Genomic DNA, 24,930 nt, shown 5'->3' on the forward strand with positions numbered 1-24,930 from the left:
GGTCATCCGTCCTTCATGGTCAGTTGGATGGCGGCGGTGAGCTGGTCCCGGCCGGGCTGCACGGCCCGGTCGAGGGCGGCGGCGAAGGGCAGCACCGCGCCGTCCGGGCGGGTCACCCGGCGCGGCGGGGCGGCCAGCGCCACCCGTTCCACCACGCTGGCGATGATCTCGCCGGCGATACCGCAGGAGCGGTTCGCGTCGTCGACCACCACCAGCCGGCCGGTGCGGGACACCGACTCCAGCAGCCCGTCGATGTCGAACGGGTAGACGGTGCGCGGGTCGAAGACCTCCACCGACACCTGGTCGGCCAGCTCGGCGGCGACGGCGAGCGCGTCGTGCACCAGGTGCCCGACGGCGACCACCGTGACGTCGGTGCCGGCCCGGCGGACCACCCCGCGCCCCAGCGGCACCGGGGCGAGGGCGGTCAGGTCGACGTCCTCCCGGACGTCCAGCGCGCCGGCCGGGGCGAAGACCACCACCGGGTCGTCGTGCCGGATCGCCGAGACCAGCAGCCCGTACGCGTCGGTCGGGGTGGCCGGCACCGCGGTGACGATCCCGACGTGGGCGAAGAGCGGGTACGGGTGGTCCGAGTGCTGCCCCGCCCAGCCGGTCCGGGAGCCGGAGCCGGGCACCAGGTAGGTGACCGGCGCGGCGCACTGCCCGCCGGTCATCAGCGGGAACTTGTGCGCGTGGTTGACGATCTGCTCGAAGACCAGGAAAAGCAGGGACGGGATCTGGAACTCGATCACCGGCCGCATCCCGGCCAGCGCCGCCCCGGTGGCGAAGCTGGTGAACGCCTGCTCCGACAGCGGGGTGTCCAGGACCCGCTCCGGCCCGAAGCGCTTGAGCAGACCCGAGGTGACGTTCGAGGCGGCCACCCGGATGTCCTCGCCGAGCAGGAAGACGTTCTCGTCGCGGGCCAGTTCGTCGGCGAGCGCCCGGGTGAGCGCCCTGCGGTACGACAACCTGGGCATCAGCCACCTCCGGTCCGGGCGGTCAGCCCGCTGGCGTACAGGTGGTCCAGCGCGCCGGCCGGGTCCGGCTCGGGGCTGGCCAGGGCGAACTCGACGGCCGCGGCCACCACCGTCTCCACCTCCGCGTCGACGGCGGCCCGCGCGGCGGCAGGGAGCCGGTCGCCCTGGATGCGCACCGGATCCCGGGACCGGCCGGCGGCCACCTCCTCCGGCGGGCGGTAGTCGAGGCGTACCGAATGTTCGAAGGTGTGGTGGGCGTCGAACCGGTAGGTGCGGGCCTCGACCAGCTCCGGGCCGCCGCCGGCGCGCATCCGCGCGACGGCGGCGGACGCGGCGTCGCGTACCGTCTCCGGGTCCTGGCCGTCGACGACGACGGCCGGCATGCCGAACGCCTCGGCGCGGCCGGTGATGGTGCCGGCGACCGCGCCCTCGACGGGCATGGTGGTGGCGTAGCCGTTGTTCTCGCAGACGAAGAGCACCGGCACCCGCCAGAGCGCGGCCAGGTTGAACGCCTCCAGCAGCATCCCCTCGTTGACCGCGCCGTCGCCGAAGAAGGTCGCCCCCACCGTGTCCCCGCCGCGCCGCCGGCGCGCCCACACCGCCCCGGTGAGGATCGCGCCGGCGGCGCCGACGATGGCGTTGGCGCCCAACACCCCGACGGAGAAATCCGCGGCGTGCATGGAGCCGCCGCGACCCCGGTTCAGCCCGGTCTCCCGGCCGCACAGCTCGGCCATCATCCGGGCCGGGTCGGCACCCTTCGCGAGCACGTGCCCGTGCCCGCGATGGGTGCCGGTGACCAGGTCCGTCCCCCGCAGCGCGGCGCACACCCCGGCGGCGATCCCCTCCTGACCGAGGTACGGGTGGATGCCGCCGACGATCGCCCCGGAGTGGACCAGCTCGACGGCCCGCTCCTCGAAGCGGCGGATCAGCCGGACCGTGCGGTAGAGCCGGACCTGGTCGGCGTCGGTCACCGGGCGCGACCCTCCTTGACCGCGGCGAGGATGTCGTCCCAGAGCCGGGCCCGGGCGGCCAGCGCCAGGTTGACCGTGTCCGCGCACTCCTGCCACTTGGCGTCGTCGTCGCCGCAGAGGTCGGCGAGCATCTGCATGGCCATCGGGGTGTGCTGCTCCCCGTCGACCTCGATGTGCCGCTCCAGGTAGTCGACGAAGGTGTGCAGCCGCCGGCTGCGCTCGTTGACGGCGACCACCTGGGTGAACATGTCGGGGATCAGGTCCTCCCGGCCGAACGCGAAGGCGGCGGCCTGGCAGTGCACCGGGGTCTCCTCGATGATCTTCCAGGTGGTGGCGGCGAACCGGGCCGACGCCGCCGGGACACCGGCCCCGGCCAGCGCCTCGGCGACCGGGGTGCCGGCGCGCAGCAGGTCGATCAGCTTCTCCACCGCGGCGGTGTCCGCGCCGGCCTCGGCCATGCCGCGTACGTAGAGCTCGAAGTGGCTGATGTAGCCCTCGCCCAGCTCGTCGCTCTCCTCCACCATCACGATGTCGTTGATCAGGCGACGGCTGCCGCTCGGGCCGGTGGGGATCCACGGCACGGTGACGCAGGTGAGCTGCCGCTGCAACGACTTCAGCAGGGACATGAAGTCCCAGACCGCGAAGACGTGGTGCTCCATGAAGGTGACCAGCGCCTCGTGGGTGTCCAGGTTGGCGTAGAGCGGGTGCTTGACCACCGCGTCGCGGCGGTCTGCCACCGCCTTCTCCAGCCGTTCGATGCCCGGGTGCGTCCGTCCCCAGTCGTACCGTGACATTGTCAGCCTCCCTGCTGGGCGCGGTCGCGCCAGATGACCGGGCAGTAGTCGGGGTCCGCGTAGTCCGGCCGCCCCTCGTGGGTGCGGCGGACCAGCACGTCGTGGTTGTACGCGGCGAGCGTGCCGTCCGACAGCGGGTACTCCCGCCAGGCGTTCGCGCCGTCCTGCAGGTGCAGCGAGATCGCCTGCCGGGGACGGCCGCTGACGTTGGCGCCGCTGCCGTGGTAGGTGCGGCAGTGGTGGAAGGACATGTGTCCCCGGGGGATCACCATCGGGATCTTGCGGATCTCGGCGCCGTTGTACGCGGCGTTCTCGGCCAGCATCTCCTCCAGCTGGCCGCGGTCGCGGTCGGCGAAGTGCCGGACCACGGTGTCGTCCGCGCCGATCTCCTTCCACCGGTGCGAGCCGTCGACCATGGTGATCGTGCCCATCTCCTCCCCGCAGTCGTGGAACGGGATGAAGGCGGTGAGCATGTCCTCCGACGACGAGGACGCCCAGTAGTGCTTGTCGAAGTGCCAGGGCACGATGTTCGACGGCTCGCCGGAGATCGGCGGCTTGTAGATCAGCGTGGACTGGAAGATCCGGATCTCGGTGGCCCGGGCGAGCCGGGCGGCGACCGCGCCGATCAGCGGCTTGCGCAGGATCGCGGCCAGCCCGTCGTGTTCGTGGTGCACGTAGTCGTTGTGCCGCTGCACCGACCCCTGCGCCGGCTCCCAGTAGGCGAGCTTCGGTGGGCGGACCGGCAGCCGGCGGTCCCGCTCACCGGCGTAGTAGCGGTCGGTGGCCGCGGCCAGGGCATCCACCTCGTCGTCGGTGAGCAGCTTCTTCGACAGGTACCAGCCGTGCTCGGCGTAGAAGCGCACGTCGGACTCGGAGGGCAGCAGCGCCTCCTCCTCGGCGGTCAGCGTCGGCTCGAACTCGGTCGCGGTCACGCGATCACCCCCTGCGGTACGGCCGCCGCGGCGGCGGCCAGCTCCCGTTCCTTGGCCTCGTAGAGCGCCTTGATGTTGCCGCTGCCGAAGGTGCGCGCCCCGCGTCGCTCGATCAGCTCGAGGAAGAGGGTGCGGCGCAGGTGCATCGACTCGGTGAAGATCTGCAGCAGCTGCCCGCCGTGGTCGGAGTCGACCAGGATGTTCAGGTCGCGCAGCCGCTCCAGCGGGGCGTCGACCGGGCCGACCCGCTGCTCCAGCGTGTCGTAGTAGCTGGCGGGGGTGCCGGCGAAGCGCACCCCCCGCTCGCCGAGCGCGCCGACCGCGGTGACGATGTCGTCGGTGCGCAGCCCCAGGTGCTGCACCCCGGCGCCGTCGTGCTCGGCGAGGAACGCGTCGATCTGCCCCGGCCGGCGGGTCGGGTCCGGTTCCAGCAGCACCAGGGTGACCCGCCCGCACGGGCTCTGCACCACCTTGGAGTTCATCGCCTGGCCGGCGACCTCGATGTGCTCCTCGAAGATCTGCTGGAAGCCGAAGACCCGCTCGTAATGGCCGATGGTCACGTCGAGCTGCCCGGGCGGCACGCAGACCGCCAGGTGGTCGATCTCGGCGAGCAGGTCGGCCTCGCCCTTGCCGGGCCCGGTCGCGGTGACCGCGCCGGGCAGGAACGCCGACCGGTCGCCGCGCCGCTGCACCAGCCGGTGCACGACGTCGCCGAAGCCGCCGACCTCGGCGGTCACCACCTCGGCGTCCGCCCCGGTCCAGGTCCGCGGCGGGGTCAGCCCGGTCGCACCGCGGGCCACCAGCTCCGCGTACGCCCCGGCGGCGTCGCCGACCTCCAGCGCCACCACCGCGATCCCGTCGCCGTGCCGCTGCACGTACGCCGAGGCGGGATGCCCGGCCGCCAACCCGGAGGTGAGCAGCAGCCGGATGTCGCCCTGACTGAGCAGCAGCGAGCGCTGCCCGTCCAGCCCGGTCTCCGGGCCGCCCTGTCCGCTCAGCCGGAAGCCGAGCGCCGTGCCGAAGTAGAAGGCCGCCTGTCTGGCGTCCCCCACGTAGAGTTCGATGTGGTCGATCCCACGGATATCCATGATGTCCAGCCCTTCCCCATGTCCCCCCGTGACTGCCGTCCGGGCGTGTGCCGCCCGGGGTGGTACGTCGATCACCTCCCCGGCCGGGCGACCGCCGGTCCCGCCGCGTCGGTACGCCGCAGCAGCAGGCTGACGTTCTGGCCGCCGAACCCGAACGAGTTGGTGAGCGCGAAGTCGGTCCGGGTGGCCCGGGGCTCGGCGCGGATGTGGTCCGCCGGGCAGTCCGGGTCCGGGTCGTCGAGGTGGTACGTCGGGGGCAGCAGCCCCCGGCCGAGCGCCAGCGCGCAGGCCGCCGCCTCCACCACCCCCGAGGCGCCGAGCAGGTGCCCGGTGAGCGCCTTGGTGGAGCTGACCGGCACCCCACCGGCGCCGAAGACCTCGGCCAGGGCGACGGTCTCGGCGATGTCGCCGAGCTTCGTGCTCGTGCCGTGCGCGTTGACGTAGCCGACGTCGGCGGCGGTCACTCCCCCGCTGGCCAGCGCGCGGCGCATGCACTCGGCTGCGCCCGCGCCGTCGGGCCGGGGCGCCGTCGGGTGGTACGCGTCGGTGGTCGCGCCGTAGCCGGCCACCTCGGCGTACACCCGCGCGCCCCGGGCGGCGGCGTGCTCGGCGCGTTCCAGCACCAGCAGCGCCGCCCCCTCGGCCAGCACGAACCCGTTGCGCCGGGTGTCGAACGGCCGACTCGCCTCGGTCGGGTCGTCCCAACCGCGGGCCAGGGCGCGGGCGTTGCCGAAGGTGTCGCAGAAGGTCGGGAAGAGCGGTGCCTCGCTGGCCCCGCAGAGCACCACGTCGGCCTCGCCGGCGCGGATCAGCCGGACCGCGTCGGCGACCGACTGGGCGCCGGAGGCGCAGGCGGTGCCGACCGAGGAGCTGTAGCCCCGGATGCCGTGGGTGATGGCGATCCGCGCCGACGGCATGTTCGCCAGGATCCCGGTCAGCAGGTACGGGCTGACCGCGGCCCGCCCCCGGGCGGCCCGGGCGATCACCTGGCTCTCCAGGGTGGACATCCCGCCCACCCCGCCCACGATCACGCCGATCCGGCCCGGATCCACGTCCCGGCCCACCTCGATGCCGGCGTCGGCGAGCGCGTCGGCGGCGGTGAGCAGCGCGAGCACCACGATCCGGTCGAGCACCTTCGTCTCCGGGCCGGAGGCGACGGTACGCGGGTCGACCGGCGGGAGCAGGCCGGCGACCTCCAGGGACTCCCGGGCGGGGTGCCCCTCGGGCGGCCGGGTCAGCCCGGACTTCCCGCTGGTCAACGCGTCGAAGGTGGCCTCCACGCCCCGCCCGACGGGGCTGAACAGCCCCATCCCGGTGATGACGGCGGTCATGACGGCGACTCGGTCAGGTAGCGCTCGCGCAGCGCCACCTTGCGGACCTTGCCGGTGACGGTGACCGGGATGTCGTCGGAGCGGACCGGCACCACCCGGCGCAGGGTCGCCCCGACGTCCGGGCCGAGCGCGGCCCGGACCGCCTCGGTGCGGTCGAGGGCCGGATCGGCCCCGGCGGCCAGTTCCAGCAGCACGTCGGTGACGACCACGTCGCCCTCCCGCACGATGACGACGGTGCAGTCGGTGACGTCGGGGCGGGCGGCGAGGATCCGCTCCTCGGAGAGCGCGGTGAAGTAGCGCCGGCCGTCGCCGACCTCGATCGAGTCCACCGCCCGGTCCAGGTGGTAGTACCGGCCGTCGGCGTCGGCGTGCACCAGGTCGCCGGTGAGGTACCAGCCGCGCAGCCGGGACCGGTAGGTGGTGACCGAGTCGTTCCAGTAGCCGCGGAACAGCGACGGCGAGTCGATGCCGAGCCAGCCGACCTGCCCCGGGGGCAGTTCGTTGCCGTCGAGGTCGAGCACCGCCACCCTGGTGAACCGGTACGGGCGGCCGACGCACCGGCCGTACCGGTTCGTCTCCGCGGTGTGGGTGATGTGGAACATCGAGTGCCCCATCTCGCTGGAGCCGAGGCCGTCGATGAAGACGGAGCCGGGGACCCGGGTGATGCCCTGCCGGGTCACCACGTCCCGGGAGCCGACGGCGACGAGTCGGCGCACGTGCGGCTCGTGCGAGCAGTCCCCGGTGTTGAACCACAGCCGCACCGAGTCCAGGTCGTACCCGGACAGGTTGAAGCGGGCCAGCTCCGCCCAGGTGACGGAGAAGCCGAACACCCCGTCGGGGCGCCAGCGTTGGATCGCGTCGAGCACCCGCTCACCGCCCTGGTCGGAGAGGAGGAACATCTCCGCCCGGTTGCCCAGCGCCTGGTTGACCATCAGCACGGTCGCGGTGTGCGGGGCGGGCAGCGCGTTGAGGATCCGCCGGGTGCCCTGCGCCTGCGGCATGCTGAGCAGGTGCCGGGTGGCGGCGAAGAGGCTGGCGTGCGAGTGCAGCACCGCCTTGGGCACGCCGGTGGTGCCGGAGGTGTGGGTGATGACGATCGGATCGTCGTCGTGGTGGCGGTAGTGGGCCGGCGCGGCGGCCGGGTCGCCGGTGCCCGCCTCGGCGGGGGTGCCGACCAGCGGCGCGCCGAGGTCGTGGCCGGCCAGCGCCGCGGTGTGCGCGGCGTCGGCGAGCACCCCGGCGGCGCGCAGCCGGCGGATGTACTCGGCGGCGATCTCCGGGCGCAGCTTGCCGTTCATCAGCGCGGGGATCGCGCCGAGCCGGGCCAGCGCCAGGAAGCTCAGCACCATGTCGGCGGCGTCGGTGGCCCAGACCGCGACCGGGTCGCGGGGCTTGATGCCGCGCGCGTGCAGCCAGGCCGCCCGGGCGGCGACCCGCTCGTCGAGCTCGCCCAGGGTGAGCGGGTGCTCGGCCGGGTGCCCGTCGACCGGGGTGTCGAAGGTCAACCCCGGCCCCTGCGGGTCGGCGCCGTGCGCCAGCACCCGGGCCAGCACGTTGCCGGCGCCCACCTCGGTGTCCGCGGCGAGCGCGCCGCGCAGTCGGATGGTCCTCATCGTTCTGCTCCTCCCCCCAGCAGCACCGCGACCGCACCGGTGGGGGTGCCGTCGGGTGCGGTGTCGATCAGGATCAGCAACGCCTCGTCGGCGTCCCCGTCGTACAGCAGCAGCTCCGCCTCGGCGGTCGCGTCGGCGCGCGGGTCGCCGGTCGGGCTCAGGCAGACCACCGGGCCGTCCAGTCCGTGCCGCGCCGCGACGTGCCCGGCGACGCTGTTCGGCACCGACTGGAAGAAGAACAGCGGCCCGACCCGGCCGCCGGCGGCCACGGTGGCCCGGACGTGGTCGGCGCTGGGCCGGTCACCGACGGCGCTGACCAGCACCACCGCGCACCGGGTGTCGTCGGCCGCGGGCCGCTCCCGCCGGCTGAGGCAGCGCTGCGCCACCGCCGCGACCAGCGGGTGGAACGGCGAGTGCACGAACCCGGGCAGCGGCGGCGGCGGTCCGTCCCCCGGTTCCGGCCAGCGCGCGTCGGCCAGCACCGTCGGCCCGACGCCGGGTCCGGCCGTGCGGCCCGGGACGATCCCGAGCCCCGGACCGCACGGGCCGGTCACGGCGCACCCACCAGCAGCGCGGTGTTCGCGCCGCCGAACGCGGCGTTGAGGCTGAGCGCGTACGGGGTGGTGACCGGTCGGGGCGCGTCGGTGATCACGTCCAGCGGGCAGGCCTCGTCGGGGCCGAGGAAACCGGCGTTGACCGGCAGCTTCCCGTGCCGCAGGGCCTGCACGGTGACCACCAGTTCGAGCAGCCCGGAGGCTTCCAGGGCGTGCCCGTGCAGCGCCTTGGTGGAGCTGACCGGCACCCGGGCGGCCCGCGCGCCCAGGGCCAGCCGCAGCGCCGCCGCCTCGGAGGCGTCGCTGAACCCGGTGCCGGTGGCGTTCGCGTTGACGTACCCGACCGTGTCGGCGGGCAGCCCGGCGCGGTGCAGCGCCGCCCCGACCGCCCGGGCCAGCCCGCGACCCTGGGGATCCGGCTGGCACGGGTGGTACGCGTCGCCCGCCCGGCCCCAACCGGCCACGGTGGCCGGTGGCGACGCCCCCCGCCGCCGGGCCGCCGCGGCGCTCTCCAGCACCACCGCGGCCACCCCGTCGCCGAGCAGCAGGCCCTGCCGTCCGGCGCTGAACGGGCGGACCGCCCCGTCGGCGGCGAGCGCCCGGCCGGCGTCGAAGAGCGCGAACTGGTCCGGTTCGACCAGGTAGCCGGCCGCGACGACGACCCGGTCGAGGTCGCCCCGGCGGATCAGCGCGGCGGCGTCGGCGACCGCGGTGCTGGCCGAGACGCAGGCGGCGGTGTAGACCCGGGTGGGGCCGCCGAGCCCGCAGCGCCGGGCCAGGTGGCCGGCGAGCGCCGGCACCTCGGGCCCGGTCCCGGTCGGTCCGTCGTCGACCGCGCGGTCGTCGCGGAAGGCCCGGGGCTGCGAGGCCGGCCCGCCGTGGGTGGCCAGCAGCAGGGCGGACTGCGCCCGGTCGGCGGCGCTCAGGCCGGCGGCCCGGCAGGCCGCGTCGATCGCGTCGGCCAGCTCGTCGGGGAGCGTGCCGACGTCGGGCAGGGTGGCGGCGACCCGCACCCGGCGGGCGGCGGTGTCGAAGCGGCGTACCGGCCGGAACGCCGGCATCCCGGCGAGGACCCCGGCGAGCTGTGCGTCGGCGCCCCTGCCCAGGGCGCTGACCGCGTGCACACCGGAGATCGCTACGGGCTCCCGGTCAGCCATCGGCGGGGGTGGTCAGGCAGCCGCGGAAGACCGCCAGGGCGTCGTCGACGGTGCGGATCCCGGCGAGCTCGTCGTCGGTGAGGTCCATCCGCCGGTCGTAGCGCTGCTCGACGAGGTGCACGAGCCAGGCCAGTTCCATCGAGCCGACCCGGTGCGGCACCTGGTCGACGGGTTTCGCGGTCAGTTCGGCGAGCATGCTCACCAGGTCAGCTCGCCCCAGGTCGGGCTGACCGGACATCAGTTGTCGACGCTGGTCGAACCGGCGACCCGGTCGGCGACCATGGTGGTGAACTCGCCCACGGTCATCAGGGCCAGCTTCTCCGACTCGTCATCGGCGAACTTCACGCCGTACCGGTCCTCGACCCGGACGGACAGGTCGGCCAGCGCGAGGGATTCCAGGTCGACCCCGGACGGGCCGAGGGTGGTCTGGTCGTCGATCCCCTCGACGTCGTAGTTCATGTCCTCGAGCTGCTCGATGACGAAGGTGCGGACCTCGTCTCGCATGGCGGTAACCTCTCTTCGTGGTCCTGCTACCGGCGTCCGGTCGGGACGCCGTGCACGTGTGGGTCGGCCGGGGCACCGGCGGTCGGCCGGATTCGGTGGAGCGGCTGCTGCGGCACGCGGGTGGCGCGCTGCTCGGCCGGCCGGAGCGGGAGATCGTGGTGGGCCGGGAGCCCGACGGGCGGCCGTACGCCCGGGTCGGTGGCGCGACCCTGCCGGTGAGCGTCAGCCACGGCGACGGGGTGCTGGTGGTGGCCGTGCGGCGCGCCGGCCCGGTCGGGGTGGACGTCGAGCGGCGCCGGCCGCTGCCCGCGCTGGCCCTGGCGGAGCGCTGGTACGCCCCGGCCGAGGCGGACTGGCTGCGCGGCCGGCCGCCCGAGCGGCGGGCCGAGGCGTTCCTGCTGCTGTGGACTGCCAAGGAGGCGGTCGGCAAGGCGCTCGGCCGGGGCCTGCGCGACGGCGGTCTGTGCCGGCCGATGCCGCCGCCGGTCCCCGGTGGAGCGGGGCAGCCGGTCCCCGGGCACGACGGTCTGCGCGTCGGCCACCCGCCGGCCGGTGACGACCTGGTGCTCGCCGTCGCGGTCGTCGCCGCGCTGGGCGAGGTCGAGGTGCTGCTCCACTGAGGATCGCGTTCTGGCGGTCCGGCGCGGGCCGAAGCCCCACTCGGGCTCGCGCAGCGGGCCGGTCACGGGGTGGCCGCCCGTAGCGCGGTGACCGAGCGGACCAGCTTGCCGGTGGTGGTGCGGGGCAGCTGGTCGAGCAGGTACAGGGTGCGGGGGCGCTTGTAGCCGGCCAGTCGCTCGGCGAGCAGCTTGTCCAGCGTCTCCTCGGTCAGCGCCCCGTCGGGCTGCACGTACGCGGTGATGCCGTCGTCGTAGACGACCACGGCGGCGCCCACCCCAGGCAGCCCGGCGAGGGTGGCCTCGACCTCGGTCAGGTCGACCTTCAGCCCGCCCACCGACACCTGGGAGTCCAGCCGGCCCTTTACGGTGACCAGGCCGCTCTCCGGGTCGACGGTGCCGGCGTCGCGGGTGTGCAGCCAGCCGTCCGCCCAGCGGGTGGGGTCGGCGAGCCCGACGTACGGCGAGGCGGGGCAGCTCACGTGCAGCTCGCCGTCGACCTCGCGGACCTCGATGCCGGGTGCCGGAGCGATCGACGGGCGGTGCCGGCCGTACAGGTCGGTGCCGATGACCCCGACCTCGGTCATCCCGTACATGTTGCCCAGCGGGACGCCGAACCGGTCGGTGAAGGCGCGCGCGGTCGCGGCGGGCACCAGCTCGCCGCCGGTGGTCATCCGCTTGAACTGCGGCAGCGGGCCGTCCGGGCGGGTGGAGGCGAGCAGTCCGATATGGAACGGCACGCCGAGCACGGTGGCCGGGGTGTCCTGCGCGGCGATGGCGGCCAGCACCGCGTCGCCGCTGAGCCGCTCCGGCGGGACCAGCTCGACACCGGCGTGCAGACCGTAGAGCAGGCCGCCGACCAGGCCGAGCACGTGCACCATGGAGGGGAGCAGGACGATCCGTTCGCCGGGCAGCGCCACCCCGTCGATCCGGGTGTAGCGGCGTACCTCGGCGACCAGGTCGTCGGCGGTGCGACCGATCACCTTGGACGGCCCGGTCGAGCCGGAGCTGAGCTGGATCACCGCGTGCCCGCTGGTGGCGGGGCGGTCGGCGTATGGGGTGACCCCCTCGGTGACGTCGACGAAGACGCGCAGCGCGCCCCCGCCGGTGCGTACCGGGGCGACCACCACCTGCGGGGTGAGCCGCGCCAACGCCCGGTCCACCTCGTGGTCGGTGAGCCGGTGGTCGAGGAGAACGGCCTGGGCGCCGGTGCGCCAGGTGGCCAGCAGGTTCACCACGTACGCCAGCGACGGCGGCAGGCGCAGCGCGGCGGCGCCACCGGGGCGCAGTCCGGCGGCGCGCAGCCGGTCCTGCGCCTCGCTGACCAGTCGGCGCAGTCGGGCCCGGTCCACCGCCTCGGGAAGTCGAAGACAGATGTCGGTCGAACGGCCGGTGAACAACACGTCGTCGACCCAACCAGGGTCCTGCGCCGTAGGATTTTCCGTCGGACGAGCCATGGCCACTACCGTCCACCGCCCAGCGTCAAAGAGGGCGTAATCCGCCCAGAAGGTGCGTCTTTCGGGGTGCTGACGGAACCCTACGACAGCCCGGAGAGCCATTGCTAGATGCAAATGGCTAGATCAGAAAGGGCGGCTGGCCGGATTGCCGCCGATCGATCGGACGGGCAGGATCGGGCGCGTACGCCGGCTCCGTGACACCGCCGGCCGGTTCGCCGCGCGCCCGCCCGGCCGGACTCCGGCCGGCGCGCGGCGCGCTGTGCGAAGACGCCGCCGGTATGGGAGATCCGGCACATCGAGCGCATTCGGCACCCCGCGGGCCCGGCCCGCCTCCGTCGCTGAACGCCCGTCGCCGTAGCTGAGGCGGCACCCGGCGCAGCAGCCCCGCGGACGCTACGAACTTGATGACGTCAACGAATCACCCGCTGCCCCCGCCGCGCGGCAACACCGGGCGGCAAACGGCGTCCGGGCGCGATCGACCGATGATTCGTCCGCGTCATCAAGTTCGTAGCGACGCGACGGGGGGATCGATCCGGATGCCCGTCCCGTCGAACGCATCTTCTGTTCAGGAACCGATGCCCTGCCGCGGAACCGGCCCGCGCCCGCACCGGGACCTCGCGGCGGCCGGAGGCCGGCGGCGTCCATGATCCGCCGGATGGAACCTGGCGGTGAGGCGCTCGAAAACCAGAGGCGCAGCGCCGCCGTGGGCCACTACCGTGCTGCCGAACCAAGTCGTCTAGGCAAGGACGTCCCGTTGTACACCCTGTGAGACCTCCCGAGCGCTGATTTGTCGCGCGTCGCGCATGCGCGCCGCGCTCCTTCTTGCTGCGGACTTCTCACTGAAACCGGTGTACTTCTGTGCTCAAAAACTGGATGGTCGTGCCCACCCGCCTGCCGCTCGTTCGCCGCCGCTGCCACGCGTGCGCGTCCGAGCTCTTCCAGGCAAGCGGCAAATTTCGCGTCAACGCAAACCACAAGCTCATCGACGCCTGGCTCCTCGTGCTCTGTAACGACTGCGGGGAGACTGCAAAGATCACGGTCCTGGAACGGATGACTGTGCGCTCCATACGACCCGAGCTGCTGGACCGGCTGCATGACAACGACCCTGGCCTGACAGCTGAGCTGCTCCAGGATCCGGTCGTGCAGCGCCGTAATCGCATCGCCCTCGACTGGGGCAACGCCTGGCGCCTCGACACCGGCGGATCGGATCACCTGGACCGCGAGGTGATCGACGTATCGGTCCGCTTTGCGGCGCGGATCCCTGTCCGGCCGGTGCGACTGATCGCTGAAGGTTGCGGTCTTTCGCGGGCCGAGGTCGACAGGCTGATCACGGAGGGGAAGGTCGTTTCGGCAGTCCGGCTGAGCGGCAAGCTCTCCGGCGACTTCACCTTCACGCTCAAGCGCTGACCCCACCTCGGGACCACGGGCCTGTCCGGCATGATCCGCCGGACAGGCCCTGGTGCGCCGACGGCCACGATCGCCGCGGTGCCCAGCGGTGGTGGGCTCAGTCGGCCGCGCCCCTCGGGGCCGCCGGCGCGCCGCGTACCACCAGGGCGGTGTTGAAGCCGTCGAAGCCGCGGGCGCAGACCAGCGCGACCCGGCTGCGTGGGCGTCGGGGCGTGCGCAGGAAATCCAGCTCGCAGCCGGGCGCCGGGTCGGCCGGCCCGGCCGACGCGGGCAGCGTGTCGTGGTGGAAGGCGAGCAGCGCGGTGGCCACGTCCAGCGCCGACCCGCCCTGGTGGGCCCGGCCGGTCAACGGCTTGTGGGTGCTCACCGGCGGCGGCCGGTCCCCGAAGACGGTCCGCAGCGCCGCCGCCTCGGCCCGGTCGTAGCGGGGCACACCGAGCGCGTCGGGCACGACCAGGTCCACCTGCCCGGCGGTCACTCCGGAGCGGTCCAGGGCCAGCCGCATCGCCCGCGCGTACCAGCCGGGGTCGGCGGCGTCGGCCGGGCCGGTGTGCGCGGCGTCGTGGGTGGCGCCCCAGCCGGTGACCTCGCCGTAGATCCGGGCGCCCCGGGCCATCGCGTGGCCGAGTTCCTCCACCACGAAGACCGCCCCGCCCTCGGCCGGCACGTACCCCGCGGCCGTCCGGTCGAACGGCCGGTACGCCGCGGCCGGGTCGTCGACGTCGCTGAGCAGGCCGGAGCGGAGCTGGCAGGCCAGCGCGTACGGGCTGAGCGGGCACTCGGTCGCCCCGGCGATCACCACCGGGGTGCCCCGCCGGACGGTGCGCACCGCGTGCGCGAGGCTGTCCAGCCCGCCGGCGGACTCGGCGACCAGCACCCCGCTGGGCCCCTTGAACTGGTGGTGGATGGAGAGCTGCCCGACGCTGGCGGCGTAGAACCAGGCGATCGACTGGTACGCCCCGACGGTCCGGGACGGCCCGCCCCAGAGCCGTTGCAGCTCCCGCTGCCCGAACAGGTTCCCCCCGGACGAGCTGGCCAGGGTGACCGCCCAGCCGTACGGGTCGGGGGCCCGCTCGGGCAGCCCGGCGTCGGCCAGCGCCAGCCGGGTGGCGGCGAAGCCGAGGTGGGTCCAGCGGTCGGTCTGCACCAGTTGCCGGGTGTCGGCGTACCGGGCCGGGTCGAAGTCGGCGACCTCGCCGGCGATCCGGGTCGGGTAGCCGGCCGGGTCGAACAGGGTGATCGGGCCGGTGCGGCGGGTGCCGTCGCGCACCGTACGCCAGTGCGCGTCGGCGCCGACGCCGCTGGGCGCGACCACCCCGATGCCGGTGACCACCGCCCGTGCGGCGGCCCGGTCGTCGGCGTCGTGCGGCGCGGTCACGCCGGCACCGCCAGCCGGCGGAAGAGCATCGCGGACTGGAAGCCGCCGAAGCCGCTGCCCACCGAGAGCGCCACGTCCACCGGGGTCTCCCGGGCCACGTTCGGCACGTAGTCCAGGTCGCACTCCGGGTCCCGGGTGGTCCAGTTGGCGGTGGGCGGCACCACCCCGTACTCGATGGCGAGGGCGCAGGCGGCCATCTCGATGGAGCCGATCGCGCCCAGCGAGTGCCCGACCATCGACTTGATGGAGCTCACCGGCACCCGGTACGCCGCCTCGCCGAGTGCCCGCTTGAACGCCGCCGTCTCGTGCCGGTCGTTCTGCCGCGTGCCGGAGCCGTGCGCGCTGATGTACGAGACGTCAGACGGGTTCAGCCGGGCCTGGCGCATCGCCGCGGAGATCGCCAGCCCCATCTCCACCCCGTCCGGGCGCAGTCCGGTCATGTGGAAACCGTTGCTGCGGCTGGCGTACCCGGCGACCTCGCAGTAGACGTGCGCGCCCCGCCGGCGGGCATGCTGCCACTCCTCGAGCACCAGCACCGCGGCCCCCTCGGCGAGGACGAAGCCGTGCCGGTCGGCGTCGAACGGCCGGGAGGCGTGCGCCGGGTCGTCGTTGTCCGGGCTGGTCGCCTTGATCGCGTCGAAGGAGGCGACGGTGACCGGTGAGATCGGCGAGTCGGCGGCCCCGGCGAGCACGATGTCGGCCTCGCCGTCGGCGATGAGCTGGTGGGCGTACCCGATGGCATCGATGCCCGAAGTGCAGCCGGTGGAGATCACCTGCGCGGGGCCGTGCAGGCCGTGCCGGCACGCGACGTCGGCGGCGAGGCTGCTGGGCATCAGCGCCTGGTACAGGTACGGCCCGCCGAGGGCATGGTCGACCAGCCAGCGCCGCCCGGAGTCGCTGACCCGCACGTACTCCTGCTCGAGGGCCATGGTGCCGCCGACGGCGGTGCCGAGCACCACCCCGGCGACCGCCCGGTCGGCGTCGGTGAGGGTCAGCCCGCTGTCGGCCAGGGCCTCGGCGGAGCAGGCGAGGGCGAACTGCACGTACCGGTCGGCGCGCTGCCGCTCGGCCAGGGTCAGCCCGGCCGCGTCGGGGTCGAAGTCGCACTCTGCGGCGATCTGGGAACGGAACGGGGACGGGTCGAAGAAGCTGATCCGCCGGGTGGCAGTCCGCCCCTCGGTGAGGGTCTTCCAGAACCGGTCCCGGGTGGCGCCGCCGGGGGCGACCACGCCGACGCCGGTCACCACGGTGCGCCGCCCGGTCACGAGGGGCCCCGCTGCTCGGCCAGTTCGGTGTCGACGTGGCCGAGTTCCGGGCGGGGCGCCAACGGTCCGAGATGGAACACCACCTCGGCCGGCACGTCGCCGGTGTTGCGCAGCCGGTGCCGCACGTTGCGGGGCACGAAGAGCGCCTCCCCGGTGGCCAGCGGTACCGGCTCGTCGTCCAGGTCGACGGTGATCGCCCCGTGGGCCAGGTAGAGGAACTCCTCGCTGTAGGGGTGGTAGTGCTCGGCGATCCGCTCCCCCGGCGCGAGCGCGGCCACCCCCATGAACCCGGAGGTGCTGCCGACGGTCTTCGGGCCGAGCAGCACCCGCAGCTCCCCGCCGCGCCGCCGGTCGGCCGTCACGTCGCGGGCGGCGACCAGGCCGGTGACGGTGTCACTCATCGCCGCCTCCCGCGTACGCCCGCTCGATCCGCTCCTTGATGACGGCCAGCTGCACCCGGCTGTTGGCGTTGATCCGCTCGGTCATCCCGGCGTTGTCGACCGGGGCGGAGGGTTTCATCGCGAAGTCCTGCACCCAGGTCATCCGGGTGCCCCCGGGCTCGCGGTCGTAGCGCCAGTGGATCCGCATGTACTCGAACGGCCCGGTCTCCACCCGGTGCGCCCGGACCTCGCGGGTGGCCGGGTCGGCGGTGCGTTCGCTCACCCAGCTCCAGGACACCCCGTTCTCGTCGGGGTGCATGGTGAGCCGGAAGCGCACGGTGGCGCCGTCGCGGTGCAGGATCTCCACCGCCGCGTACTCGGTGAACAACTCGGTCCACCGGGCGACGTCGTTGGTCCGCTCCCAGACCAGCTCCAGCGGCGCGGCGATGACGATGCCGTTCTCGGTGTGGCCGGGCGGGTCGGCGCGGCGGGCGACCAGGTCGGCGACGCCCGCGATGCTGAGCTGGGCGGCCTGCTCGGGGATCTGCACCCGCCACCGGTCGGCCACCACGGCGCTGAGCTCCAGCAGGGCCAGGGAGTCCATGCCCAGCTCCTCCAGGGAGGCGGCGGGGGCACGGGCGGCGGCGTCGGCGTCCAGGCCGCAGTGCGCCACCAGGATGTCGGTGATCTCCGCGCTGAGCGGTCGACCGTGGGTGACGGTCATCTTGGGTCCTCCTCGGATTGCGGTCAGGACGGGTCGGCGGTGGGGGACGCGGCGGCCACCACGGGCGGTGCAGGGGCCGGCCCGGGGCCGGCGGGCGCGGGGACGGCCTGCGGCCGGAGCGGGCCGTGGCCGGCGAGGAGACGCTCCACGATGGCGGTGCTGTAGCGGCCCTTGCGGAAGGCCGCGTCGTCGAGCACCCGCCGGACGAACGGGATGGTGGTGCGCACCCCGGGGCCGGCGACGTCGAACTCGTCGAGGGCGCGTTCCAGCCGGTCGAGGGCGAGTTCCCGGTCCGGCGCCCAGACCGCCACCTTGGCCAGCAGCGAGTCGTAGTGCGGCCCCACCAGGTAACCGGCGTAGCCGTGGGTGTCGACCCGGGTGAACGGCCCGCCGGGCGGGGTGAAGCGGTCCAGCCGGCCGGGGCTGGGCGCGAAGTCGCGCTCCGGGTCCTCCGCGTTGACCCGGGCCTCCACCGCCACCCCGCGCAGCCGGACGTCGGACTGCCGCAGGCGCAGCGGCACGCCGGCGGCCACGTGCAGCTGCTCGTGCACCAGGTCGATGCCGGTGACCATCTCGGTGACCGGGTGCTCCACCTGGATCCGCGAGTTGATCTCCAGGAAGTGGAACCGCTCGGCGTCGTCGACCAGGAACTCCACCGTGCCGACGCCGGTGAAGCCGACCTCGAGGACGCCGTGCAGGGCGGTCTCGGCGATCGCGTCCAGGGTGGCCGGGGAGAGCGCCGGCGCGGGCGCCTCCTCGACCAGCTTCTGGTGCCGCCGCTGCACCGAGCAGTCCCGGGTGCCCAGGTGCACCCCGTGGCCGTGGGCGTCGCAGAGCACCTGCACCTCGACGTGCCGGGCGTCGGTGAGGTACCGCTCGACGTACACCCGGTCGTCGCCGAAGACGGCCTGGGCGTCGGCGCGGGTGCGCGCGTACGCCCGGGCCAGCTCGGCCGGGGTGCGGACCACCCGCATGCCGCGTCCCCCACCGCCGGCCGCCGCCTTGACGATCACCGGATAGCCGACCTCCTCGGCGACCCGGGACGCCTCGGCGAGGGTCGGCAGGGTCCGGACGCTGCCGGCGGGCAGCGGCAGCCCGGCCCGGCGCATCAGCGCCCGGGCGGTGGACTTGTCGGCGAGCGCGGCCATCACGTGCGGTGGCGGGCCGATGAAGGTCAGCCCGTTCTCGGCGCAGATCTCGGCGAAGTCGGCGTCCTCGGAGAGGAACCCGTAGCCGGGGTGCACCGCCTGCGCGCCGGTCTGCCGGGCGGCCTCGACGATCGCGGCGGCGTTGAGGTAGCTGCGCCGGGCCGGCGCCGGGCCGATCCGGACCGCCTCGTCGGCGAGGCGCACGGGCGCGGAGTCGGCGTCGGCGGCGGAGTAGACGACGACGGTGCGGATGCCCAGCTCGCGGCAGGCGCGCAGCACCCGCAGCGCGATCTCGCCCCGGTTGGCGATCAGGACCTTGGAGAACATCACCCACCTGCCGGGTCGAGCAGCACGAGCGGCTGGTCGTACTCGACCGGCCGGCCGTCGTCCACCAGGATCTCGACCACCTGACCGGCCCGGTCGGCGGTCACCTCGTTCATCAGCTTCATCGCCTCGACGATCCCCACCACCTGCCCGGGCCGGACCAGGTCACCGACGGCGACGAAGGGCGCGGCGCCGGGCTCCGGCGCCCGGTAGAAGGTGCCGACGATCGGCGCCCGGACGGCGAGCCGACCGGAGTCGTCGGCGGCCGGCGGCGGCGGTGCGGGAGTGGCCGCCGCCCGGGGCGCGGGGGCCGGGGCGGGCCCGGTCGGGGCTGACGTGGCCGGGTCGTGCCACTCCACCTCCAGAGAGGTCTCGCCGCGGCGCAACCGCACCCGGCGCACCGGGCCGGACAGCTCGGCGACCAGTTCGTGGGCGTGCCGGCGCAACCCGGCCAGCACGGCGTCCGGGTCGCCGCCGTCCGCGCTCACCGCGGCACCGCCACGAGGCCGGTGCGGGCCGCGCCGAAGCGGCGGAAGCGTTGCCGGCGGCGCCGGACCAGGGTCGCCGCCGGCACGTCCAGCAGCGGCGCGAGGTTCGCCGCGACGGCCCGCCGCAGCAGCGCCCCGGCCTGCTCCGGGTCGGCGTGCGCACCGCCGGGCGGCTCCGGCACGATCTCGTCGGCGACGCCGAGGCGGCACAGGTCCGGGGCGGTCAGCCGCAACGCCCGGGCCGCCTGCGGGGCGGCCCCGCTGTCCGGCCAGAGGATCGCCGCGCAGCCCTCGGGGCTGATCACCGAGTAGACGGCGTGGTTCAGCATCAGCACCCGGTCGGCGACGGCGAGGGCCAGCGCGCCGCCGCTGCCGCCCTCCCCGGTGATCACCGCGATCACCGGGGTGGGCAGCACGCTGAGGGCGAGGATGTTCTCCGCGATCGCGGCGGCCTGGCCGTGCTGCTCGGCGCTGATCCCGGGGTCGGCGCCGGGGGTGTCGACCAGCGTCACCACCGGCAGGCCGAGCCGGGCGGCCAGCCGCATCAGCCGCAGGGCCTTGCGGTGCCCCGCCGGGCTGGCCATCCCGAAGTTGCGGGCCACCAGCTCCGCCGTGGTGTGGCCCTTCTGGTGGCCGACCACCACCACCGGCCGGCCGTCGAGTCGGGCCAGCCCGCCGACCACCGCCGGGCAGTCCGCGCCGAGCCGGTCGCCGTGCAGCTCGACGAAGCCGTCGAACGCGCTGTCCAGGTAGTCCATTGTGGTGGGTCGGCCCGGATGCCGGGCCGCCCGCACGGTGTCCCAGGCGTCGGCCACCGCGACCGGTTCCGGTCCGTCGGCCGGTCGGGCCGCGGGCCGCGCCGGCTCCTGCCGGGGTACGACCAGCCGGCGCACCCGGTGCCGCCCGGCGGCCGCCGCGGCGAGCAGCGCGGCCAGCCGGCCGCGCAGCGCCCGCCTCGGCACCACCATGTCGACCTGGCCGTGGCGCAGCAGGAACTCGGCGGTCTGGAACCCCTCGGGCAGGTCCCGCCCGGTGACCTGCCGGATCACCCGCGGCCCGGCGAACCCCATCCGGGCGCCGCTCTCGGCGAGCACCAGGTCGGTGTTGGTGGCGAAGGAGGCGGCCACCCCGCCGTAGGTGGGGTCGGTGATGACGCTGACGGTCAGCAGCCCCGCCTCGCGCAGCCCGGCGAGGGCCTGGCTGACCGTGGCCATCTGCATCAGCGACAGCGCGCCCTCCTGCATCCGGGCGCCCCCGGAGGCGGTCACCAGCACCAGCGGCATCGCGTCGGCCAGCGCCCGCTCGGCGGCCCGCGTGATCAGCTCACCGACCGCGCAGCCGAGGCTGCCGCCGAGGAAGCGGAAGTCCATCACCGCCAGGGCGAGCGGATGCCCGCCGATCCGCGCGGTGCCGCAGAGCACCGCCTCGTCCAGGCCGCTGCCGGCGCGGGCGGCGGTGAGCCGGTGCGGGTACGGCAGCGCGTCGACGAAGTCGATCGGGTCGACCTCGACGGCCCGGTCCGGCAGCGGGACCCAGGTGTCCGGGTCGACCAGCTGGCGCAACCGTTCGGGCGCGGTGAGCCGGGAGTGCGTGCCGCACTCCGGGCAGACATCCAGGTTGCGTCGCAGCCGCTTGCGGTAGAGCAGCGACGAGCACCCGCCGCAGCGACTCCAGAGCTGCTCGTCGGCGCTTGCGGCGGTGGTCATCGCGACCACTTCGCGACGATCAGCGAACGGTCCATGTGCGGCCTCCCCCACGGCGTACGCCCGGTGCGGTTGACGCCGGACGGATGCCGACACGATCCGGCCGGACGCGTCACCGCGGCGTCACACCGCACCGCCGACCCGACACGTCCAATGGTGACGATGCGTTGACGCAGCCTGTGTAGCCGCTATGGAAGCGCCGTCCAGTGAACGGCTCTCACGTTGAGTCATCACAGTTCAGAGGGGGTTCCACTGGCCGCCATGGACGGTCGCAATGCCGACCCGCCTGTTGACTCTGAGTAATCGAAGTTGGTAACATCCTCCCGTCAGTCCAGCGGACGTGGCGGTGCGACGCCACCGGGGGCGGGCGCGACTGGCGACAGTGCCGTCGCGGGGCGACCGCGCCGGGGGCACCGGAGTCCGGACCGAATTTCCCGTCGCAGGGGGTGCGCCCGTGACCGGTCATGCCAGCACGCCGATGTCCGTGCCGCCACGGGTGTCCCTGCACCTGCTCGGCGGTTTCCGGCTGCTGCACGACGACCGGCCCGTCGTCGTGCCGCGCGGCCTGCAACGGGTCATCGCCCTGATCGGCCTGCGCCCGGGCGCCACCCGCAGCAACCTGGCCGGCCTGCTCTGGCCCGAGGTGCCCGAGGAGCGGGCGCTGTCCTCGCTGCGCACAGCCCTGTGGCGACTGCGCCAGGACCCGTGCTGCCCGCTGCTGGTCAGCGACACCGTCCGCCTCGGCCCGACGGTACGGCTGGACGTGGACGAGCTGGTGGCCACCGCCGAGCGGGTCCGCGACGGGGGCGACCCGTGTACCGCCGCCGCCGCGCTCGCCGCCGGCAGCCGCGACCTGCTCCCCGGCTGGTACGACGACTGGGTGCTGCTGGACCGGGAGCGCCTGCGCCAACTCCGCCTGCACATGCTGGAACAGCTCGCCGACGACCACCTCGCGGCCGGCCGGCACGGCGAGGCGTTGCAGGCGGCACTGGAGGCGATGGCCGCCGAGCCGCTGCGCGAGACCCCGCACCGGCTGGTGGTGCGGATCCACCTCGCCGAGGGCAACGCCTTCGAGGCGGTGCACGCCTTCTACGTCTACCGTGACCTGCTCCTGCGCGAGCTGCGGCTGGAACCGTCACCGGCGATGTGCGCCCTGCTGGACGAGACCCTGGCCCCGATCCGCACGGCCTCCCCCCGGCCGGTCGCTCCCCGGCCGGTCGCTCCCCGGCCCGCCCGGACCCGGCCCGGGCGCTGAGGCGGCGGCGCCCCGGACCAGCCACGACCGTCACCGCCCGCGGTAGTGCCGTGACGACGAGGTGACAGCGCCGCCGACAGAGTGGACCCACCACCGGCGAGAGGGGTCCGATGAGCCGTCTAGTGATCGTCAGCAGGATCATCCCGGGCGCGGAGGGACGGGTCGCCCAGATCTTCGCCGAGTCCGACGCGACCGAACTGCCCGGACTGACCGGGGTCCGCCACCGGTCGCTGTACTGCCTGCACGACCTCTGCGTACACCTGCTGGAGACCGCCGAGGTGGACACCGGCGCCCTCGCCGACGCCCGCAACCACCCGCTCTACCTCCAGGTCAACGAGCGGCTCTCGGCGCACACCTCGCCGTACCTGCCGACCTGGAGCTCGCCGCGCGACGCGGTCGCGGGCTGCTTCTACCGCTGGGACGCCGCCGACGCGGCGACGCCCGGGGCGCTGCGCTGACCGCGGGACGGCCGCGCGCCCACCGCGCGACCGGCCACGGCCACGCACGCGTGCGGGAGCGAACCGCCCGGCCGGGCCCGACGACGGCACCTCGTCGGGGCCCGGCCGGGTCCATCCACGTCGGCGTGGCCCCGGGACGGCTCCGCGCGCCGGTTTTCCGTACCGTCGGTCATCCCGTCGCCACCCGCCGACACCAGCCGGCCCACCTGGTACGCGGTGTGCCGATCCTCCCTGTCGCCCCGCGTACCCGTGTGCGAAGCTGCGGCGAGTTTTCTTCGCGACTATTCCGACGTGAGCAAGAGGGAGGTTCGCCGTGCCGTCGAGTTTCGGGCAATGGCTGATCGTGATTTTGGCCCTGCTGGTGGGGCTCGCCGGCGGCTGGGTGCTGCGTGGCCGGCAGGCCACCACCGCCGCACCGCAGGGTCCGTCCATCATGGGTGACGACCCGGTCGTCGGCCTCTCCGAGGAGGAGAAGGCGACCGCCACGCTGGCCACCGTCGACGCCCCGCAGTCGGAGGCGACCATCGACAGCACCCCCGCGCCCGCCGCCGTGGTGGACGAGGCGCACCCGCACGACCTGGAGATGCCGCCGGCCGCGGCGTCCCTGGCCGCCCAGCACACCGCCCTGCCCACCGCCGACGACACCCCGACCGACACGGTCGACGCCCCGGCCGCCGGAACCGAACCGGTCGCCGTCGAGACGGAGCCGGTCGCCGCCTCCACCGACACCGACCGGGTCGACACCCCCGCCAGCGACGTGGACGTGGTGGCCGGCGCCGACGACGAGCGGGCGGACGACCTGGTTCCGGTGGCGAGCGCCGGCACGGAGTCGACCGCGACCCTCGACGAGGTCGACCGGCCGGCCGACGTTCCGGCGCAGCCGGTCGCCGCCACGTCGGCCGACGAGGTCGTCGAGCCGACCGCGGTCATCCCGGCCCCCCGGGCCGCCGTCGAGGACGAGACGCCGTCCGCCCCGGTGACCGGGGCCGCCGTCGCGTCCGAGGTGGACACCGCCGCCGGGGACGTCCCGGCGGACGACTTCCGCCGCATCCAGGGCGTCGGGCCGAAGATGGCCGCCGCGCTCCAGGACGCCGGGATCCGCACCTACCGCCAGCTCGCCGAGCTGGACGAGGCGGGGCTGCGGGAGACCATCCGGGCCGCCGGCCTGCGGGCCACCGCGAGCCTGACCACCTGGCCGCAGCAGGCCAAGCTGCTGGCCGGGGCCACCGCCGAGGCCGACCGGGTGCTGCCGACCCCGACGGGCACGGACGAGCAGGTCTGACGGTGAGGTCCGGGCCGGTGGGAGTGCCAGGCACTCCCACCGGCCCGGCGCGGCGTCCGCGGAGCCGACCCACGGAACCGGACGATGGTCGGCGACGCCCGACCCGATCCGGTCAGGACGGGCCGGAGTCCTCCTCGAGCACGGCGGCCAAAGCGTGCCGCGCCTCCGCGACCCGGGCCGGATCCGGGTTCTCCAGGGTGATCAGCGCCTTCCACAGCGCCCAGCCCCGCCCCCGATGCCAGGTCGCCTCGTCGACGGCGAGTGCGGCGCGGAACACCTCGCGGCTCTGCGGGTCGAGCAGGGTCCAGGCGACCGTCAGGTCACAGGCCGGATCCCCCATCCCGCAGGTGCCGAAATCGATCACCGCGGCCAGCCGACCGTCGCGGACCAGCAGGTTGCCGAAGGCCACGTCGCCATGGAACCAGACCGGCGGGCCGGGCCAGGTGGACTCCAGCGCGCGGTCCCAGATCCGGGTCACCCGCTCCGCGGGGATCCGGTCGCCCATCGCGTCGATCGCGGCCCGGGTCTCCGCGTCGTACGTCCGCAGTGGCCCGCCCCGCCAGCAGCTGTGCGCACCGGCGGCCGGACCGCCGTCCGGCGCGACGTCGTGCAGGGCGGACAGGAAACCGGCGAGATCGGTGGCGAACTCGGTGCGGTCGGCGATCCGCTCGACGCGGGCCTGCCGGCCCTCGATCCAGGCGTACACCGACCACGGCAACGGGTAGCCCTCGGCCGGCGCGCCGAGCGCCAGCGGGGTGGGCACCGGCAGTGGCAGCCGCGGCGCGAGGACCGGCAACCAGCGCTGTTCCTTCGCCACCTGGGACGCGTACCCGGGGGCGCTGGGCAGCCGCACGGTCATCGCGTCGCCGAGGTGGAAGGTCCGGTTGTCCCAGCCGCCGGCGTCGACGGAGCGTACCGGCAGGTGGGCCCAGCGCGGGAACTGTCCGGCGACCAGCCGGCGGACCAGCGCGGCGTCCAACGGTCCGACGGCGTCCGGGGAGGGATCCATCCGGATCAGCCTCGGCGGCGGGCGGCCGGCGGGCAAGGGCTTTTCCCGCGGCACGGTCATCGACCGGACGGAAAGCATCGAACCGGACACGGGACGCCGGCCGTCTCGCTACGGTCG

The 24,930-nt window shown here is 74.7% G+C and carries 25 protein-coding genes; 5 read left to right on the forward strand and 20 right to left on the reverse strand.

Features of this window, described 5'->3' with window-relative positions; all coding sequences use genetic code 11:
• Positions 1-2: 2 nt before the first annotated feature.
• The 11 genes from V6U81_RS16365 to V6U81_RS16415 all read right to left on the reverse strand — a co-directional run bounded on the left by V6U81_RS16365 (position 3) and on the right by V6U81_RS16415 (position 9,918).
• Positions 3-974, reverse strand: a complete 972-nt coding sequence (locus V6U81_RS16365) for an alpha-ketoacid dehydrogenase subunit beta (RefSeq protein ID WP_334490311.1) — start codon at positions 972-974, stop codon at positions 3-5.
• A complete protein-coding gene (locus V6U81_RS16370; protein WP_334490313.1) occupies positions 974-1,945 on the reverse strand; it encodes a thiamine pyrophosphate-dependent dehydrogenase E1 component subunit alpha in 972 nt (323 codons plus the stop codon). Before V6U81_RS16370 ends, V6U81_RS16365 begins: the two co-directional genes overlap by 1 nt.
• Positions 1,942-2,739 (reverse strand): DUF3050 domain-containing protein, encoded by a 798-nt coding sequence (locus V6U81_RS16375; RefSeq protein WP_334490314.1) that lies wholly within the window; start codon positions 2,737-2,739, stop codon positions 1,942-1,944. Before V6U81_RS16375 ends, V6U81_RS16370 begins: the two co-directional genes overlap by 4 nt.
• 2 nt (positions 2,740-2,741) lie before the next feature.
• A complete protein-coding gene (locus V6U81_RS16380; protein WP_334490315.1) occupies positions 2,742-3,671 on the reverse strand; it encodes a phytanoyl-CoA dioxygenase family protein in 930 nt (309 codons plus the stop codon).
• Positions 3,668-4,759: a 4-hydroxyphenylpyruvate dioxygenase gene (hppD, locus tag V6U81_RS16385; protein WP_334490316.1), complete on the reverse strand. Its 1,092-nt coding sequence runs from the start codon at positions 4,757-4,759 to the stop codon at positions 3,668-3,670. Before hppD ends, V6U81_RS16380 begins: the two co-directional genes overlap by 4 nt.
• Before the next feature lie 71 nt (positions 4,760-4,830).
• On the reverse strand, positions 4,831-6,090 hold the full coding sequence (locus V6U81_RS16390; RefSeq protein ID WP_334490317.1) for a beta-ketoacyl-[acyl-carrier-protein] synthase family protein: 1,260 nt from the start codon (positions 6,088-6,090) through the stop codon (positions 4,831-4,833).
• Complete coding sequence (locus tag V6U81_RS16395) at positions 6,087-7,703, reverse strand: class I adenylate-forming enzyme family protein (RefSeq protein WP_334490318.1); 1,617 nt, start codon at positions 7,701-7,703, stop codon at positions 6,087-6,089. Before V6U81_RS16395 ends, V6U81_RS16390 begins: the two co-directional genes overlap by 4 nt.
• The gene (locus V6U81_RS16400) at positions 7,700-8,227 is read right to left on the reverse strand and encodes a beta-ketoacyl synthase chain length factor (RefSeq protein WP_334490363.1); all 528 of its coding nucleotides are present in this window, start codon (positions 8,225-8,227) and stop codon (positions 7,700-7,702) included. Before V6U81_RS16400 ends, V6U81_RS16395 begins: the two co-directional genes overlap by 4 nt.
• 26 nt (positions 8,228-8,253) lie before the next feature.
• Positions 8,254-9,414, reverse strand: a complete 1,161-nt coding sequence (locus V6U81_RS16405; protein ID WP_334490319.1) for a beta-ketoacyl-[acyl-carrier-protein] synthase family protein — start codon at positions 9,412-9,414, stop codon at positions 8,254-8,256.
• The gene (locus V6U81_RS16410) at positions 9,407-9,652 is read right to left on the reverse strand and encodes an acyl carrier protein (RefSeq protein ID WP_334490320.1); all 246 of its coding nucleotides are present in this window, start codon (positions 9,650-9,652) and stop codon (positions 9,407-9,409) included. Before V6U81_RS16410 ends, V6U81_RS16405 begins: the two co-directional genes overlap by 8 nt.
• Positions 9,652-9,918 (reverse strand): acyl carrier protein, encoded by a 267-nt coding sequence (locus V6U81_RS16415; protein WP_334490321.1) that lies wholly within the window; start codon positions 9,916-9,918, stop codon positions 9,652-9,654. The genes V6U81_RS16410 and V6U81_RS16415 overlap by 1 nt, the downstream gene beginning before the upstream one ends.
• A 17-nt stretch (positions 9,919-9,935) precedes the next feature.
• Here V6U81_RS16415 and V6U81_RS16420 point away from each other — a divergent pair, with 17 nt between their 5' ends.
• Entirely contained in the window at positions 9,936-10,538 is a 603-nt protein-coding gene (locus tag V6U81_RS16420; protein ID WP_334490322.1) for a 4'-phosphopantetheinyl transferase family protein, read from the forward strand.
• Positions 10,539-10,600: 62 nt separating this feature from the next.
• Here V6U81_RS16420 and V6U81_RS16425 read toward each other — a convergent pair whose 3' ends face one another.
• The gene (locus V6U81_RS16425; protein WP_334490323.1) at positions 10,601-11,992 is read right to left on the reverse strand and encodes a class I adenylate-forming enzyme family protein; all 1,392 of its coding nucleotides are present in this window, start codon (positions 11,990-11,992) and stop codon (positions 10,601-10,603) included.
• 858 nt (positions 11,993-12,850) lie between these two features.
• On the opposite strand from V6U81_RS16425, the gene V6U81_RS16430 reads away from it, so the two are divergent.
• The gene (locus tag V6U81_RS16430; protein ID WP_334490324.1) at positions 12,851-13,399 is read left to right on the forward strand and encodes a DUF1062 domain-containing protein; all 549 of its coding nucleotides are present in this window, start codon (positions 12,851-12,853) and stop codon (positions 13,397-13,399) included.
• Between the two features lie 97 nt (positions 13,400-13,496).
• On the opposite strand, the gene V6U81_RS16435 is transcribed toward V6U81_RS16430, so the two are convergent.
• The 7 genes from V6U81_RS16435 to V6U81_RS16465 are packed head-to-tail and all read right to left on the reverse strand — an operon-like array spanning position 13,497 to position 20,812.
• Positions 13,497-14,777, reverse strand: a complete 1,281-nt coding sequence (locus V6U81_RS16435) for a beta-ketoacyl synthase N-terminal-like domain-containing protein (RefSeq protein WP_334490325.1) — start codon at positions 14,775-14,777, stop codon at positions 13,497-13,499.
• A complete protein-coding gene (locus V6U81_RS16440) occupies positions 14,774-16,042 on the reverse strand; it encodes a beta-ketoacyl-[acyl-carrier-protein] synthase family protein (protein WP_334490327.1) in 1,269 nt (422 codons plus the stop codon). Before V6U81_RS16440 ends, V6U81_RS16435 begins: the two co-directional genes overlap by 4 nt.
• On the reverse strand, positions 16,039-16,443 hold the full coding sequence (locus V6U81_RS16445) for a cupin domain-containing protein (RefSeq protein ID WP_334490329.1): 405 nt from the start codon (positions 16,441-16,443) through the stop codon (positions 16,039-16,041). Before V6U81_RS16445 ends, V6U81_RS16440 begins: the two co-directional genes overlap by 4 nt.
• Entirely contained in the window at positions 16,436-17,146 is a 711-nt protein-coding gene (locus V6U81_RS16450) for an SRPBCC family protein (protein WP_334490330.1), read from the reverse strand. Before V6U81_RS16450 ends, V6U81_RS16445 begins: the two co-directional genes overlap by 8 nt.
• Before the next feature lie 23 nt (positions 17,147-17,169).
• Positions 17,170-18,621 carry an acetyl-CoA carboxylase biotin carboxylase subunit gene (locus V6U81_RS16455; RefSeq protein ID WP_334490331.1) on the reverse strand — a complete coding sequence of 484 codons (1,452 nt, stop codon included), beginning with the start codon at positions 18,619-18,621 and terminating at the stop codon, positions 17,170-17,172.
• The gene (gene accB / locus V6U81_RS16460) at positions 18,621-19,106 is read right to left on the reverse strand and encodes an acetyl-CoA carboxylase biotin carboxyl carrier protein (protein WP_334490333.1); all 486 of its coding nucleotides are present in this window, start codon (positions 19,104-19,106) and stop codon (positions 18,621-18,623) included. Before accB ends, V6U81_RS16455 begins: the two co-directional genes overlap by 1 nt.
• Complete coding sequence (locus V6U81_RS16465) at positions 19,103-20,812, reverse strand: acetyl-CoA carboxylase carboxyltransferase subunit alpha (protein WP_334490334.1); 1,710 nt, start codon at positions 20,810-20,812, stop codon at positions 19,103-19,105. Before V6U81_RS16465 ends, accB begins: the two co-directional genes overlap by 4 nt.
• Before the next feature lie 475 nt (positions 20,813-21,287).
• On the opposite strand from V6U81_RS16465, the gene V6U81_RS16470 reads away from it, so the two are divergent.
• The 3 genes from V6U81_RS16470 (at position 21,288) to V6U81_RS16480 (ending at position 23,804) form a co-directional block, all read left to right on the forward strand.
• Positions 21,288-22,064 carry an AfsR/SARP family transcriptional regulator gene (locus tag V6U81_RS16470; RefSeq protein ID WP_334490364.1) on the forward strand — a complete coding sequence of 259 codons (777 nt, stop codon included), beginning with the start codon at positions 21,288-21,290 and terminating at the stop codon, positions 22,062-22,064.
• A gap of 110 nt (positions 22,065-22,174) precedes the next feature.
• The gene (locus tag V6U81_RS16475; RefSeq protein ID WP_334490336.1) at positions 22,175-22,522 is read left to right on the forward strand and encodes a TcmI family type II polyketide cyclase; all 348 of its coding nucleotides are present in this window, start codon (positions 22,175-22,177) and stop codon (positions 22,520-22,522) included.
• A gap of 313 nt (positions 22,523-22,835) precedes the next feature.
• Complete coding sequence (locus V6U81_RS16480) at positions 22,836-23,804, forward strand: hypothetical protein (RefSeq protein ID WP_334490338.1); 969 nt, start codon at positions 22,836-22,838, stop codon at positions 23,802-23,804.
• Between the two features lie 112 nt (positions 23,805-23,916).
• Here the strand turns inward: V6U81_RS16480 and V6U81_RS16485 are convergent, their stop codons facing one another.
• Positions 23,917-24,813: an aminoglycoside phosphotransferase family protein gene (locus V6U81_RS16485; protein ID WP_334490340.1), complete on the reverse strand. Its 897-nt coding sequence runs from the start codon at positions 24,811-24,813 to the stop codon at positions 23,917-23,919.
• Between the last annotated feature and the right edge of the window lie 117 nt (positions 24,814-24,930).

The sequence above is a fragment of the Micromonospora lacuserhaii genome (assembly GCF_036902735.1).
Taxonomy (GTDB): domain Bacteria; phylum Actinomycetota; class Actinomycetes; order Mycobacteriales; family Micromonosporaceae; genus Micromonospora.

Bases quoted from the DNA above. Each gene is read 5' to 3' on its own strand.
- V6U81_RS16365 (WP_334490311.1), bottom strand. From the start codon at position 974: ATGCCCAGGTTGTCGTACCGCAGGGCGCTCACCCGGGCGCTCGCCGAC.
- V6U81_RS16375 (WP_334490314.1), bottom strand. From the start codon at position 2,739: ATGTCACGGTACGACTGGGGACGGACGCACCCGGGCATCGAACGGCTG.
- hppD (WP_334490316.1), bottom strand. From the start codon at position 4,759: ATGGATATCCGTGGGATCGACCACATCGAACTCTACGTGGGGGACGCC.
- V6U81_RS16390 (WP_334490317.1), bottom strand. From the start codon at position 6,090: ATGACCGCCGTCATCACCGGGATGGGGCTGTTCAGCCCCGTCGGGCGG.
- V6U81_RS16395 (WP_334490318.1), bottom strand. From the start codon at position 7,703: ATGAGGACCATCCGACTGCGCGGCGCGCTCGCCGCGGACACCGAGGTG.
- V6U81_RS16405 (WP_334490319.1), bottom strand. From the start codon at position 9,414: ATGGCTGACCGGGAGCCCGTAGCGATCTCCGGTGTGCACGCGGTCAGC.
- V6U81_RS16410 (WP_334490320.1), bottom strand. From the start codon at position 9,652: ATGTCCGGTCAGCCCGACCTGGGGCGAGCTGACCTGGTGAGCATGCTC.
- V6U81_RS16415 (WP_334490321.1), bottom strand. From the start codon at position 9,918: ATGCGAGACGAGGTCCGCACCTTCGTCATCGAGCAGCTCGAGGACATG.
- V6U81_RS16425 (WP_334490323.1), bottom strand. From the start codon at position 11,992: ATGGCTCGTCCGACGGAAAATCCTACGGCGCAGGACCCTGGTTGGGTC.
- V6U81_RS16445 (WP_334490329.1), bottom strand. From the start codon at position 16,443: ATGAGTGACACCGTCACCGGCCTGGTCGCCGCCCGCGACGTGACGGCC.
- V6U81_RS16450 (WP_334490330.1), bottom strand. From the start codon at position 17,146: ATGACCGTCACCCACGGTCGACCGCTCAGCGCGGAGATCACCGACATC.
- V6U81_RS16455 (WP_334490331.1), bottom strand. From the start codon at position 18,621: ATGTTCTCCAAGGTCCTGATCGCCAACCGGGGCGAGATCGCGCTGCGG.
- V6U81_RS16465 (WP_334490334.1), bottom strand. From the start codon at position 20,812: ATGACCACCGCCGCAAGCGCCGACGAGCAGCTCTGGAGTCGCTGCGGC.
- V6U81_RS16470 (WP_334490364.1), top strand. From the start codon at position 21,288: ATGTCCGTGCCGCCACGGGTGTCCCTGCACCTGCTCGGCGGTTTCCGG.
- V6U81_RS16475 (WP_334490336.1), top strand. From the start codon at position 22,175: ATGAGCCGTCTAGTGATCGTCAGCAGGATCATCCCGGGCGCGGAGGGA.
- V6U81_RS16485 (WP_334490340.1), bottom strand. From the start codon at position 24,813: ATGGATCCCTCCCCGGACGCCGTCGGACCGTTGGACGCCGCGCTGGTC.